The 13556-nt window shown below is 42.4% G+C and carries 11 protein-coding genes and 1 tRNA gene; 7 read left to right on the forward strand and 5 right to left on the reverse strand.

Annotation, left to right across the window (positions count from 1 at the left end):
* Positions 1–6 precede the first annotated feature (6 nt).
* Together deoC and ACWATR_RS21940 are read right to left on the reverse strand one after the other, a co-directional pair.
* Positions 7–687: a deoxyribose-phosphate aldolase gene (deoC, locus tag ACWATR_RS21935; protein WP_460336961.1), complete on the reverse strand. Its 681-nt coding sequence runs from the start codon at positions 685–687 to the stop codon at positions 7–9.
* Positions 688–857: 170 nt separating this feature from the next.
* Entirely contained in the window at positions 858–2036 is a 1179-nt protein-coding gene (locus ACWATR_RS21940) for a DNA cytosine methyltransferase (protein WP_460336964.1), read from the reverse strand.
* A 371-nt stretch (positions 2037–2407) separates the two neighbouring features.
* On the opposite strand from ACWATR_RS21940, the gene ACWATR_RS21945 reads away from it, so the two are divergent.
* The 6 genes from ACWATR_RS21945 to ACWATR_RS21970 all read left to right on the forward strand — a co-directional run bounded on the left by ACWATR_RS21945 (position 2408) and on the right by ACWATR_RS21970 (position 7968).
* Complete coding sequence (locus tag ACWATR_RS21945) at positions 2408–3682, forward strand: glycosyltransferase family 4 protein (protein ID WP_460336967.1); 1275 nt, start codon at positions 2408–2410, stop codon at positions 3680–3682.
* 602 nt (positions 3683–4284) lie between these two features.
* Complete coding sequence (rsfS, locus tag ACWATR_RS21950) at positions 4285–4743, forward strand: ribosome silencing factor (protein WP_460336970.1); 459 nt, start codon at positions 4285–4287, stop codon at positions 4741–4743.
* Complete coding sequence (locus ACWATR_RS21955) at positions 4740–5240, forward strand: CGLD27 family protein (RefSeq protein ID WP_069070739.1); 501 nt, start codon at positions 4740–4742, stop codon at positions 5238–5240. Before rsfS ends, ACWATR_RS21955 begins: the two co-directional genes overlap by 4 nt.
* Before the next feature lie 88 nt (positions 5241–5328).
* Positions 5329–6282 carry an asparaginase gene (locus ACWATR_RS21960; protein ID WP_460336974.1) on the forward strand — a complete coding sequence of 318 codons (954 nt, stop codon included), beginning with the start codon at positions 5329–5331 and terminating at the stop codon, positions 6280–6282.
* Positions 6283–6328: 46 nt separating this feature from the next.
* Positions 6329–6405 (forward strand) — tRNA-Met (locus ACWATR_RS21965).
* A 105-nt stretch (positions 6406–6510) separates the two neighbouring features.
* Positions 6511–7968: a YcjF family protein gene (locus ACWATR_RS21970; protein ID WP_460336977.1), complete on the forward strand. Its 1458-nt coding sequence runs from the start codon at positions 6511–6513 to the stop codon at positions 7966–7968.
* A gap of 188 nt (positions 7969–8156) precedes the next feature.
* On the opposite strand, the gene ACWATR_RS21975 is transcribed toward ACWATR_RS21970, so the two are convergent.
* Positions 8157–9206 carry an anti-sigma factor antagonist gene (locus ACWATR_RS21975; RefSeq protein WP_460336982.1) on the reverse strand — a complete coding sequence of 350 codons (1050 nt, stop codon included), beginning with the start codon at positions 9204–9206 and terminating at the stop codon, positions 8157–8159.
* A gap of 198 nt (positions 9207–9404) precedes the next feature.
* Here ACWATR_RS21975 and ACWATR_RS21980 point away from each other — a divergent pair, with 198 nt between their 5' ends.
* Positions 9405–10202, forward strand: a complete 798-nt coding sequence (locus tag ACWATR_RS21980; RefSeq protein WP_420758870.1) for a 7-carboxy-7-deazaguanine synthase QueE — start codon at positions 9405–9407, stop codon at positions 10200–10202.
* A gap of 753 nt (positions 10203–10955) precedes the next feature.
* Here the strand turns inward: ACWATR_RS21980 and lpxD are convergent.
* Both lpxD and ACWATR_RS21990 read right to left on the reverse strand, forming a co-directional pair.
* On the reverse strand, positions 10956–12008 hold the full coding sequence (gene lpxD, locus ACWATR_RS21985; protein ID WP_460336985.1) for a UDP-3-O-(3-hydroxymyristoyl)glucosamine N-acyltransferase: 1053 nt from the start codon (positions 12006–12008) through the stop codon (positions 10956–10958).
* Positions 12009–12141: 133 nt separating this feature from the next.
* The gene (locus ACWATR_RS21990; protein ID WP_460336988.1) at positions 12142–13215 is read right to left on the reverse strand and encodes a hypothetical protein; all 1074 of its coding nucleotides are present in this window, start codon (positions 13213–13215) and stop codon (positions 12142–12144) included.
* Between the last annotated feature and the right edge of the window lie 341 nt (positions 13216–13556).

Consider the following 13556-nt stretch of genomic DNA (forward strand, 5'->3'; position numbering starts at 1 on the left):
AAATGACTATTCACCTTTTCCCAGGTTATCGCGCTGGCGGATCAAATCGATACCGCGAGAGGTGCCTAATCTAGTAGCACCCGCTACAATTAACTCTAGGGCTTGATTGATAGTACGGATACTACCCGAAGCTTTAATTCCCACCCTTTCTTTTGCCAATTCCCGCAAAAGTCGTACATCTGCCACTGTTGCACCACCATTCCAACCTGTACTAGTTTTTAAGAATGCTGCTCCCGCCTCCATAGCTATTTCAGCAGCTATTTTTTTCTCCGCATCTGTCAACAGGTTAGTTTCCAAAATTACCTTGACCGTTTGCCCAGTCTCTTCACAAATTTCGGCAATCTCCCGGTGGACTTCTTCAGTTTTGCCAGCTTTCAACCAGCTCAAGTTCATTACCACATCCAACTCAGTGGCCCCACTATCCACCGCTTCTTGAGCCTCATATAGTTTCACTGCTGAAGTTGTCGCACCAGAAGGAAAGCCAATCACCGTACAGACTTTCGGGTTCTTACCGTGGAGAAGTTCAACTGCTTGCTTGACATGAGCGGGGAACAGACAAACCGCCGCAAAATTGAATCTGTATGCTTCTTCACACCATTGCTCAACCTGCTCTGGAGTAGCCGTTGACGTTAACAGAGAGTGATCGATAAATGGCGCAATATCAATGTCTGGATAGTCTGCTGCCATCGTGTCTTCTGCCAGTGATTGATTATTAAACTTTATAAAAAATTAAAACATTTCTTATATATATATTAAACCACATTTATTACGAGTTTATCCTGAAAACAAGCTACTGACTTGTCTTAAATTTTGGTTTTATAGATATGCCGGAATTACTGTAAGTATTTAAGTTGACGTTATGTGGTAGTAAGGTTAGTAATATCAACAGTATTTTTCACACCAGTTTCTAAGAAGTTAATAATAGTTTTAGCTAACGCTTTCGATGCCAAATATGGCACGCCATTACCAATAGTTTTAAACATATTCGTTAGCGACATATTCTCTGGAAGTACAAAATTTGCAGGCAAAGATTGGATAGATAAAGCTTCTGCTACAGAAATTCTCCGAACTTTATAAGGATGTAAATGTACTTCATTATTTCCATAGCAAGCTGTTGGAGAGTAACGCCATCTATGCAGACGCTTGAAAGACTTTCTGGAATTATCTCCTTCATCAACAGCAGCAAATTTTGTGATACCTGCTCTTGGTTGAAAATAGTGTTCAGCATTAGGATGCTTCAGAACGTTATTTTTTCTAAACCAGTATTCAACTGTCAGTTCTTCAGGTATACCATCAGGACAAGGTATTAAATAATTTTCTTTGAATGTCTCACACTTACACCAGGGGTAAGCAAAAACTTTTTCTTGAGGATATACGATGTAATCATTCCAAGGAAAATATCCATTATATGGTAACTTTTCACTACTGAATTTTATTCCTATATCCTTAAGAAAATTATTCTTGAAGCCAATTAGTATAATTCTTTCTCTATCCTGCGGTACACCATATTCGATAGCATTAATTAACCGCTCTGTTAATATATATCCTGCTTCCTGTAATTGTTGCTTGAGCGATTCAAAAAATAAACGGTGTTTTGCCGTTTTCCATAAACCTTTAACGTTCTCAAATAAAAAGAAGTCGGGAATATTTTGGCAAATTAATTCAATATATGAAGCGGAAAGCTTGCCATTATCTCCTAAACTCCCTCTATTTTTGCCACCCATAGAAAAATCAGGACAGGGAGGCCCACCTATGAAACCAATTGTCTTATGAGATTTGCGGCAATCTTTGACTAATTCTTGAAGGCGTTGTGCTTCTTTTCCAGCGATAAGTTTTTTTACATCTGCTGCTTCACCGTGATGATATCCATATTCAGGCGATCGCATTTTCAGAACTTCCCGTGAATGGCGATAGGCAGCCATAAATGGGGCGAAGATTTCATTGACATAAACAATATCAAAACCGCTGGTTTCAAAACCTAAATCTAGGAAACCTGAGCCAGCAAAAAAAGAGAAAATACAAGGGCGATCGCTCATTGAATGACTAGTATTATAAAACAGTCTTATTAATATCAGATATTACTAAAATTGGTTATGTCTTTACCTCTAGGGAGAATTAAGACTAACTATCCCAATTTAATCTTAGGGTTAGCAAAACCAAATATACTTAGGGTTTCTACGTAAGTACCAATCAAAAACGAACAATTGGAAGATTGCTTAAATAGTAAAAAAAATTCACAATTTCACTAAGTAGCTAATATCAAAGTTTACTCAATCTTTAAGGAAAATCCCTGACAGAAAAGCAGTCTGAAGTCACAATTAGATATAGGAGTTTTCAAGCTCCAAATGATGTTTAAGACAAGTATTTGTCATTAAATAAAAAACCGGGGTACTTCGGACTAATTTTTATGCGGATTTTAATTTACTCCTACAACTACTATCCAGAGCCAATTGGTATTGCCCCACTGATGACTGAATTAGCAGAGGGACTAGTGAAACGTGGGCATGAAGTGCGCGTAGTCACTGCTATGCCTAACTACCCTGAGCGTCAAATTTACCAGGAATATCGGGGCAAGTGGTATCTCAACGAATACAAAAATGGCGTTCAAATTCAACGCAGTTACGTTTGGATTCGTCCACAACCCAACCTATTAGATAGGGTGTTATTAGATGCGAGTTTTGTTGTCACTAGTTTTGTACCCGCCCTCATTGGTTGGCGTCCAGATGTGATTCTGTCAACATCGCCATCCTTGCCAAGCTGTGTACCAGTTGCTCTTTTAGGATGGTTACGTGCTTGTCCTGTGATCTTAAATCTACAAGATATATTACCAGAAGCAGCCGTCCACGTCGGTCTACTGAAAAATAAATTACTTATCCAGTTGTTTACATTATTGGAAAAATTTGCCTACCGCACTGCCAGTAAAATTAGCGTCATCGCCGATGGGTTTGTGGACAATTTGCGAGGTAAGGGCGTAGAAGCTGACAAAATTGTACAAATTCCCAACTGGGTTGATGTAAATTTTATCCGCCCTTTGCCTAAAGAAGATAACCCTTTCCGGGCAGCACATAATCTAAATGGCAAATTTGTAGTACTTTATTCTGGTAATATCGCCCTAACCCAAGGCTTAGAAAGCGTTGTCAAAGCGGCTTCTGTATTGCGTCATATCCCAGATATTGTTTTTGTCATCGTTGGAGAGGCAAAAGGTTTACAACGATTGCAACAGGAATGTCTAGACTGCGGCGCAGATAATGTTTTGCTACTGCCATTTCAACCCCGCAAAGATTTGCCACAAATGTTGTCAGCTGCCGATGTTGGCTTGGTGGTGCAAAAGAAAAATGTTGTATCCTTCAATATGCCGTCAAAAATTCAAGTGCTACTTGCCAGTGGAGGGGCTTTAGTTGCCTCTGTCCCCGATAATGGTACGGCAGCAAGAGCCATCAGGCAAAGTGGTGGTGGAATTATTGTTCCTCCAGAAGATCCTCAAGCCTTAGCTATGGCAATTTTAGATTTGTACCAAAACCCCGAAAAAGTCAAAACTCTGGGTTACAAAAGTCGTCAATATGCCGTTGAGCAATATGCTTTTGAGCAAGCTTTAAATCAGTATGAGTCCTTGTGTTACTCATTGACAGCAGATCGTCGAGCAATTCAGTCTACAGGCATAGTTACGAAACAAGAAGTTTAATCTCCGCAGCTAAGTTACATTTAACTACCACAAGGCTAGAATCGGGCAGTGTCAAGCCCTCAAATCTAGATATAGAAGATTTTGAGGGTAGCTAAATTTTATTAGGAAATATACAGCAATAGAAAAGCAGGTTTCCAAGTACATTGTTGAACCGAAAATTCCACGGCTTCGCTTCATTCAATCCGTGGAGAAAGGATCTTAAGTATATAAAATCACCTAGCAATAAATGTACGGAAATTGCACTTTTGGTAGACCAGTTATGAGTATGCTGTGTTGTGTCGTAATTTTTAGCAGATAGTCTAAAGGCTAGATGTGGCCTTATCTGCGAATTACTAGCTTTCCATTACATATTGTGCTGTTTGATGAATCTGCGATTATTTTCGCTGGAAATTATTTCTGGAAAGCTATTGGTTGATTTATCGCTGCATAATAACCATCCGCAACTGCATCGAAACAGTCAATTATCAAACTAGCCCCATAGACACCTGTTTTTTTGTTAGTATTCAAAAAAACCTATTGACACATTTGGTCAGATCAATTGTTTGTTGTTTGTAAGTAAATGTAAACAATTGTTTCAAAAGGAAGAAAGCACCTGAGGTTTAATGACTGATTATTTCCAAGGAAATTTCCCATTGCAATCTGTCCCACTGACAAAGAGTGCGGTAATAAGCCACGGCCAAACCGAAGAGGCGAGTGAAAAATTAGCTGCAACGATCGCTGTTGCAGCATCAGACCGCAAAGCAGGTGAGATTTTATTGCTGAAAGTAGCAGAGGTGTCTTACCTGGCTGATTACTTTGTGATGATGACTGGCTATTCTAAAGTACAGGTCAGGGCGATCGCTCAAGCAATTGAAGGAAAAGTTGAAACTGACTTACAACGCCGTCCCTTAAGGACAGAAGGAAAAGTCGAGGGAAGTTGGGTACTACAAGACTACGGTGATGTGATCGTTCACATCATGATGCCCAAAGAACGGGAGTTTTATAATTTAGAAGCGTTCTGGATTCATGCAGAGCGTATTTCCCTTCCAGAATCTGATGAAGGTGAGGGTAAACCAACATGATTAGGTCTTCGGTTTCTAATTGCCCAGTTCCTACAGACCAACAACCGCTTAATGAATACGAAGAGTTAAAAACTTCCTGGCTGTTTCGTGATACTACTTTAGATTGGCGCGAGTATATCACGAAACTTGTTTGGATTTGGGGTTTATCTTGGCTTTTCGCAGGGCCTATAGCTGCGGCAAGTTTTGCACCTCACAAGTATATTGCACATTTTATTCTCTGTGGTGCAGCCGGAGCGAGTGTCGGGTTAGTGCTTATACTGGTAAGGTTGTACTTAGGCTGGTTCTACGTGTGCGATCGCCTTTGTAGTCCCACAGTCTTTTATGAAGAGTCCGGCTGGTACGACGGCCAAACTTGGATAAAACCACAGGAAGTCCTCAACCGCGATCGCTTAATTGTTGCATACGAAATCAAACCCATTCTGCGGCGGTTACAATTTACCTTTGCTGGCTTGGCGGGAATGTACGTTATTGGTACTATAGTTTGGCATTTGTTTTAAAAGTCATTGGTCATTAGTCATTAGCTAAGGACTAATGACCAATGACCAATGACTAAATTAATTAAATAAAGGTGATAAATATAAACCCATGACAATGGGAAAACGAACTCAAGCCACAGCACTGGAAGTCCGGTTGCTGCGGGAAGGTATTATTGAATCCAGGCATATAGTCCAAGCTGTTGTCTGCGACGAACGAGGACGGGTTTTAACCGTTGCTGGAAATTCTGAAACTGCTGCATTTATCCGTTCAGCCCTCAAACCATTTCAGGCACTCGCAGTCACCACCACAGGTACACTGGAACGCTATCAACTCAGCGATCGCGACTTAGCAATTATTACAAGTTCCCATAAAGGCAGAATAGATCAAGTCCGACAGGTATTTAATATTCTTTGGCGGGCTGATCTTGACCCGACTATACTCCAGTGTCCAATTCCTGAAGATAAGCGGAGTCCTTTAGAATACAATTGCTCTGGAAAACACGCAGGGATGTTAGCTGTTTGTCAGCAACGCCGTTGGCCCTTGAATAACTATTTGGATCGCAAGCACCCAATACAGCAGTTGATTTTGGGCAAAGTAGCAGAATTGCTGCGAATGCCAGCGGAGGAATTTATCAGCGCTCATGATGATTGCGGCGCACCAACTTATCTGATGCAACTAGGTCACATGGCCTCTTTGTATGCCCTGTTAGCTTCTAGTACTAACTTGGATATGGAGCGTATTGTCCGTGCGATGACTCATCACCCCGCTTTGGTAGCAGGAGATGGAGAATTTGATACGGAACTGATGCGCTTAACTCCAGGGGAACTAGTCAGTAAAGCTGGTGCTGAAGGAGTGCAGTGCATTGGTAGACTCGGTGAAGGTATGGGATTGGCAATTAAAGTTATGGATGGGGCAAAACGGGCAAAACATGCTGTTGCTATTCACTTACTCCAACAAATGGGTTGGATTAGTCCCAGCGCCGCACAAAGCCTCTCCGAGAAGTTTGTCACCTTAGGAAAATACAAGCGTTTAGAAGTAATTGGAGAATTATCATTTTTGTAGTTGCCAAACTCTTGACTATAGGTTACTATAAATAAGTCGAGAGCAACGCGGGATAGAGCAGCCTGGTAGCTCGTCGGGCTCATAACCCGAAGGTCAGTGGTTCAAATCCACTTCCCGCCACCAAATGAAAGACAACACAAAAACCCTACAATCAGTTAAGATTGCAGGGTTTTTGTTTTATTTTGATCTATTCTGGAAGAAATAGCCATCAAAAAGGCGCGGAGAATCATGGTTGTGAAGTTGCAGCGACCAATTTTAGTGGGAGGATTGGGACTGTCCTTTTCCCTGTGGATGTTGGACAGTTGGCACGATTCTATAGTGCAGGTGAGTGAGTTTGGTTTGTTGAGTGCTTTAGCTGTAGGCGGCGGTTTGTGGTTATTCCAACAAAATCGCCCGAAAGACAGTTTAGAGCAGCTAAATGGTATGGTTGTGGATCGGGTGACTGTGGAAAGTGCGATCGCTAAAACTGAAACTGTAATTAACCAATTAGCACAAGAAGCAGAAAACCATCCGGCATTACAAACACTCAGAGAACAAGTTGCCCAATTGTTGCTGGAATTAGACAGACAAAAAATTAAAGTGGCTGTGACTGGCGGGAAATCCGTGGGTAAAAGCACTTTAATTCAAGTGCTAGAGCAAAATCTAGAGACACAAAATTTCGTATCTCTACAAGAGACAGCACCTTTATTTAGAGAAGTCGGTGAAAATTCAGATGCGGCTATTTTGGCAGAAGTAGCAAAATCTGATTTTGTGCTATTTCTGACAAACGGTGATTTGACAGACTCAGAATTTCAAACTTTACAGCAGCTAAAGGCAGCAAATCAATCCACAATCCTGGTTTTCAACAAACAAGATCAGTATTTAACTGATGAAAGCGCCAGCATCTTTAGTCAATTAAAACAGCGGATGCAGGGAAATGTAGTTGCAACCGCGGCCTCTCCCATTGCCATCAAAGTCCGAAAGCATGAGGCTGATGGTTCTGTGCAAGAGTGGATGGAACAACCAGCAGCAGATGTCCAGCAGTTGACGCAGCAGTTGGGTGAAGTTTTGGTACAGCAAGGACAACGCCTGGTTTGGGTGACAACCATGAGAAAAGCTGGGTTGTTGAAAGCTGAGGCGAAAAACTGGCTGAATGGAACCAGACGCGATCGCGCCACTCCAATTATTGAACAATATCAATGGATAGCTGCTGCTGCTGCCTTTGCTAACCCAGTCCCGGCCCTTGATATTCTGGCGACTGCGGCAATTAATGCTCAAATGGTAATGGATTTGGGTAATATCTATCAGCAGAAATTTTCCCTCGAACAAGCACAAACCGTAGCTCGAGCAATGGGAAGTTTAATGCTGAAACTGGGTTTAGTGGAACTTTCTACAAAGGCTATTAGTACTGTTCTTAAAAGTAATGCCGTTACCTTTGTGGCTGGTGGCGTAGTCCAGGGAGTAAGTGCAGCTTATTTGACCAGAGTCGCAGGGTTAAGCCTAGTTGAGTATTTCCAACACCAGGAAATAGCAATAGATTCTGGAACTGGTTTGAATTTGGAGAATTTACGGCAAACATTGCAAAAAGTATTTCAGCAAAATCAGCAGATTGGTTTTTTGCAGGGGTTTGTTAAGCAAGGCATGAAGCATTTGTTGCCAGAGGTGCAGCCGGTTGAAGTAGTTGGTGTTCAGAAGGCGTTAGGATAATCTGACGCAGAGAATTACCATATTTTAGATTTTGGATTGCATGATTCACAATCCAAAATTGGCTGACACTTACCTGGTGCTGTAGGTAAACCTAAAATTTACCCAAGCCTATGTTTAGACTTGGGTGTATCTAACAATTATTGTGAAAGTTGGGAGTTAGCAAAAAATTGTGAATAAGGGTAATTTAGCTAAACAGCACCACTGTTTCTATTAAACAGAATAGCTATAGTTTTGAAAATTAGCTTTAAATCGTACACCAAACTCCAATTTTTTTGGTACTGCAAATCCAGACGAATTACATCTTCAAAACTACGGACTGTAGAACGCCCGTTTACCTGCCATTCGCCAGTCATACCGGGTTTCACATCTAAACGTTGCCACTCTGGTACTTCGTAGCGTTCTACTTCATCAGGTGTAGGTGGTCGAGTACCTACTAAACTCATTTGTCCTTTGAGGACGTTCCAAAATTGTGGCAGTTCATCAAGACTAGTTCGCCGTAAAAAACGCCCTACTTTGGTAATTCTGGGATCATTATCATTCTTGAAAAAAGCACCTTGCACTTGGTTTTTGACTTGGGATTTCTTCGCTTCCGCATCCACACACATAGAGCGGAATTTCCAAATCTGAAACCGCTTACCCATCCAGCCACAGCGGGTTTGACTAAAGAAAATTGGGCCGGGATCGTTAATTTGAATAGCGATCGCAATCGGAATAAACAAAACTCCTGTAATTAATAAACCGACCACAGATCCCACAATGTCTAATAACCGTTTCATCCAAGATGCCACAGAAGGATGAGTAGTGGGTAACTGCTCTACTTTACGGGAAGTTGTCTTCCGATTATCTACTAAGTCTTCTTGTTTGATTAACGACCCATCGTCCACAAGCTCTAGGGGAAAGACCTGATCCAATCCGGTGAGTTTTAAGACTGCCATTACCTGAGGTGTTACATTCCGCAGTGTTAATGTAATCCCTTTGGTCTGGGCGTATTTAAAATTACTGACCAGGGCCCCTAAACCACTGCTATCCATAAAAGTAGTTTGGTGAAAATCAATAATGATTTGCTTGGGATGTGAATTGGGCTGGATTAAGCCTTGGCAGGTTTGCTTAAACCCTAAAGCCTCCAGCACGCTCAACCGCGCGGGCACCTGCACTATAGCCGTGTCATTTATGGAATTAACTGGAAAATCGACCTCTGTCGGTTGGCTAGTCATGAAGCTTTGCACTTTCGTTGCCATGTATAATGTAATCTGCCAAACATTATTTTGTCCTACAAAATTACCTAACCTAATATTGGAATCAGTAGTAGTAAGGACTAATTGCTATTTACCGGGGCTGAGATTGGAGATCGCTAGCGACGATTCACAATAGAACAAGAAGCCAAAAAACATCCTTGCTGTTGTGCCGACGCAGCGCGATCGCGTTGCTCTCATCAAATGATTGCTAAAAATACGGTTACACCTACCGCACGCCTGGTTGAGGTCTTTTCTGCCATTCAAGGGGAAGGACTGAATGTAGGGACGCGTCAGATATTTATTCGTTTTGCTTTGTGTGATTTGCGCTGTCACTTTTGTGATAGTGCCCACACTTGGAATGCACCTGCAACTTGTCGGATAGAGCGATCGCCTGGATTGCGCGACTTTGAAATCCACTCTAACCCTGTCCCATTACCCATCTTAATCGAATGGGTGGAACAGCAAAATCTACCTTGTCTACACGATAGCATTAGCTTAACTGGAGGCGAACCACTTCTTCATGCCTCATTTCTAACGCAGTTTCTACCCCAAGTGCGAGCCATAACTGGTCTACCTATATACTTAGAAACTGGCGGACATCGCCCAGAACAACTAGCAATGATTCTCCCCTACTTAGACTCTGTAGGTATGGATTTCAAATTGCCCAGTGTTAGTGGCGAAAGTCATTGGCAAGAACATAGTAAATTTCTCCAGTTATGTTATGACTCATATTTAAATGTTTTTGTCAAGATAATTGTGTCTCAAAACACAGATCCCGCCGAGTTAGAACGTTCAGCTTCCTTGGTGGCAGAGGTTAGTCCAGATATCTCAGTATTTTTACAACCTGTTACGCCTTTGGCAGTATCTGAACAATTTTCCCCAATACCTATGCTTGCGCCTTCGAGCGATCAGGTTTTGACGTGGCAAGCTTTGATGAAGGGCTTTGTCAGGCACGTGCGTGTAATACCCCAGACGCATAAAATGCTGAACCAACTGTAAAATTTGAGTTTGATGAAGATGTAGTCAAGAAAAAAGTAAGATTTTATGAAATGGTTAGGGCGGTTTTCTCGACTCATCGCAACTGCCGTCCCCCAAATTCAACTTTGGGGTTTTCAGCCAACATTCTTATAAATAGGACTTACGCAAAACTATATGCTGTAGGAGCAATTCATGAATTTCCCCTACCTGAAAATCATTCTTTTCGGTTATTGTTTGCCTAAGTCTTGATAAAGTTGCTGCCCAAATCTCCAACTTATTAAAAAATCAGGGATTTAAATCCATCTAAGCCTCCGGGGTACTCCCGCCACAGCGAAGCTTGGCGGTGATAGCTTGCGGTAGCGAGTCTTTGAGCGTCGGGGGATAGGAGGGCTGGCTGAGTGGGGTTCAATGCCCCCGAAGTCAGCATTCTTTTTGCAATCTTCACAACTAAAAGCCTTGTATGGTAAGCGTTTCGGGTTACTATTGTAATAGCAGAGTAGCGGTAATTCGCACTGCTAAACTACTGAACCGATGAATTCATGGTATGGGGCTCTAGACATGAATCGCGGTCTAGGTAAAACTGTGTGCGTAATAGGTTGAACATACTTTTCAAAGAGTTTGTACTTGTTCAAAACAACGGTCTGGACGGGTCGTTGCTGGCTGTGGAGGATACTGGGTTGCCAGTCCTGTGAATCAGCAAATTCTAATCGTGAGGTTAGACGCTCCCGCTACACCGCTTGCGGTGTAGCGGGAGAGCGTCACTACAGCAGTAGCTTAATCATTGCTATTTTTGAATTTACGTTGCAACTGTTTTAGCGATTGATACATATCTGGCAGGCGGCCATAAACAGCAGATACCTTGAGATATAGTTTGTGAGGAATGGCTGGTGTTCCGCAGACAATTTCTCCTGGTGCAACATCGCTGTGAATTCCAGTTTGAGCAGATGCGATCGCCCCATCTCCCATCTTCACTTGATTGGCTATGCCTGTTTGTCCAGCTAAAATAACGCGATTTCCCAGTTTAACACCTCCCGCCATCCCAACTTGACCTGCGATCGCACAGCCAGAACCAATTTGGCAACCGTGACCTATTTGGACTAAGTTATCAATTACTGTATTGCGACCTACTCGTGTTTCTCCGACTGCTGGGCGGTCAATGGCGGTGTTGCAGCCAATTTCCACACCATCTTCTAAAACTGTATAGCCGGATTGTTCCATTTTGAACCAACCAGCACGGGTAGGAACAAAACCAAAGCCTTCTGCACCAATGACAGCACCACTGTGAATGACGCAATCTGCACCGATGCGGGTGCGTTCGTGGATGGTACAGTTGGCGTGTAAGGTGGTGCGATCACCTATTTTGACATCTGGATAAATCACTACATTGGGATGAATGATTGCGCCATTGCCAATTTCTACCCCTTGTTGAATCACAGCATGAGGGCCAATATAAACATCACTACCAACTTTTGCGGTAGAGTGAATCACAGCTGTGGGATGAATTTCTGGGGTAGGGCGATATGGTTGGTAAAAAAGTGCGATCGCTTTGGCAAACAATAATCGCGGATCTGGGGTTGCTAGCCAAACAATACCCCTCTCTTGTGCAAGCGCCTGTAATTTTTCATCTTGGGGCAAAATTAAAGCACTAGCATTGGTATTGCCGACAAAAGATTTAAATTTTGCACCTTCTACGTAACAGAGAGTACCGATGCTAGCTTCATCAATGGCTGCTACCCCTGTAATTTCTGGGTCTTGGTCTGGGTTGCTAGTCAGGCTATTATTGGTGGCCGCGTCACCAAATTGACGGAGGATTTCGCTGAATTTCATTGTTGGGTGTGTTCAAAATTGATCTATGATGGCAAAATAATTTTCCCTCTTTATGTTCCAATACAATAATTTTGTAGACGCGTAGCAGTAAGCTAATCAGATTTTTCTTAACTTCGCTTCAGGTTGGAATACTTTACCGACATTCTTCTTTTGATGGCTCTCGTTGTAAAGATGAGCCTATCAGTAGTGTTTTGAGGCGTTGATTATCTTCGGCTGCGATCGTTTCACCATAGTGATGAAGTTGAAAAAGTTGGCAATAACGGTTTTGTTTGGCGCAAATCAAGCAGCCATAGGCATGATTGCCGTTAGTACCGCACAGCCGATGTCCCATCACTGGGCCGAGGGAAATACTTTGTTCACTAGCAACTGTGCTGAGAATTGAGCGCAGTTTTGACTCGAACTCCAATGACAAGTATTGCTTACGTCCTGGTTGTGTACGATCCCATTCTGGAACGATTAACTCTTGTTTTAACAGACTCGCTTCAATCTCCTCAGACATGACAAGCCCAGACAAAATAACATGACGGGAAACATGAGGTAACAGTGTGCGTGCTAATTGCCACATTAAAGCTTCATCAAACCACTCTTCAACCAGTGGACGCAGATACCAACAACACGGAATGCCAAGTTTTACTAAATCTTGTAGCAACTGTACCCGACTCTGAATTGAGGCTTGCTCATAGCCTGGTTTCAAGGGTGGTAGACTGACAAAGACAGTGACTCGAAGTGAATTAGGTCGCTCTAGAGTTGTTTTGAGGCGCTCTAGAAAAGATTGACCAGGATGGACTTTAGTGGTGATGTAGACTATGTTGGCGGCTTTGCGGTCAATCAGTGCATCCAGAATTGAGAGTACACGTTCTCGATGGGCTGGAATAAAGGGATCAGAGTAGTCGCATAGTGAAATCGGAAAACCCTTTTGTCCTTCCTCTGTAGCAAAAATGCAGTCTAGCAAAATATCAAGCAGGTCAACCGGAGATGAGACATCCTGAAAGTTTTGTGGATAATGATGCCAGTCACGGTCTTGATGACAGACACAATAGGCACATTCAATTGGACAACGATTCTGGGCATTTGGCAGAAATGGATTGAGACTGAAGTATTTAACAGCACGCTCCTCATCAGGAACACCAAGTACTGGAAAACCATGCAGCATATACTGGCTAGCGTGTAACGTAATTTCAGACGCAGTATTTTTATCAGTGATCATATATTTTTCATGAAAAAAGTAATACACCCGGAAAAATTTGCCTTCTCTAGGGTGGCTGGTGTGAATGTGGAGTGGCAAGGTGGGAAATGCGAAAGGATTAGTATGAATTTTGATAAGTAAATATAGTTAAGTAGCGATCGCTTCTTCGTAGATATTTTGTAAATGGATTGAGGTTAACACGCAGAAAAGTCTGAGCGCTGAAAGTCGGCGCTCAGGTTAGAGAGACGCGATAAATCGCCGTCTCTACAAGGAATTTATCCATCAATTATTTATTGACAGACTACTAGTACAGCACGGCGGAAATAAACCACCCATTCCCAATCAACAAAACCCTTACGCTG

This window comes from Nostoc sp. UIC 10890 (genome assembly GCF_054786515.1).

Bases quoted from the DNA above. Each gene is read 5' to 3' on its own strand.
- deoC (WP_460336961.1), bottom strand. From the start codon at position 687: ATGGCAGCAGACTATCCAGACATTGATATTGCGCCATTTATCGATCAC.
- ACWATR_RS21940 (WP_460336964.1), bottom strand. From the start codon at position 2,036: ATGAGCGATCGCCCTTGTATTTTCTCTTTTTTTGCTGGCTCAGGTTTC.
- ACWATR_RS21945 (WP_460336967.1), top strand. From the start codon at position 2,408: ATGCGGATTTTAATTTACTCCTACAACTACTATCCAGAGCCAATTGGT.
- rsfS (WP_460336970.1), top strand. From the start codon at position 4,285: ATGACTGATTATTTCCAAGGAAATTTCCCATTGCAATCTGTCCCACTG.
- ACWATR_RS21955 (WP_069070739.1), top strand. From the start codon at position 4,740: ATGATTAGGTCTTCGGTTTCTAATTGCCCAGTTCCTACAGACCAACAA.
- ACWATR_RS21960 (WP_460336974.1), top strand. From the start codon at position 5,329: ATGACAATGGGAAAACGAACTCAAGCCACAGCACTGGAAGTCCGGTTG.
- ACWATR_RS21970 (WP_460336977.1), top strand. From the start codon at position 6,511: ATGGTTGTGAAGTTGCAGCGACCAATTTTAGTGGGAGGATTGGGACTG.
- ACWATR_RS21975 (WP_460336982.1), bottom strand. From the start codon at position 9,206: ATGGCAACGAAAGTGCAAAGCTTCATGACTAGCCAACCGACAGAGGTC.
- ACWATR_RS21980 (WP_420758870.1), top strand. From the start codon at position 9,405: ATGATTGCTAAAAATACGGTTACACCTACCGCACGCCTGGTTGAGGTC.
- lpxD (WP_460336985.1), bottom strand. From the start codon at position 12,008: ATGAAATTCAGCGAAATCCTCCGTCAATTTGGTGACGCGGCCACCAAT.
- ACWATR_RS21990 (WP_460336988.1), bottom strand. From the start codon at position 13,215: ATGATCACTGATAAAAATACTGCGTCTGAAATTACGTTACACGCTAGC.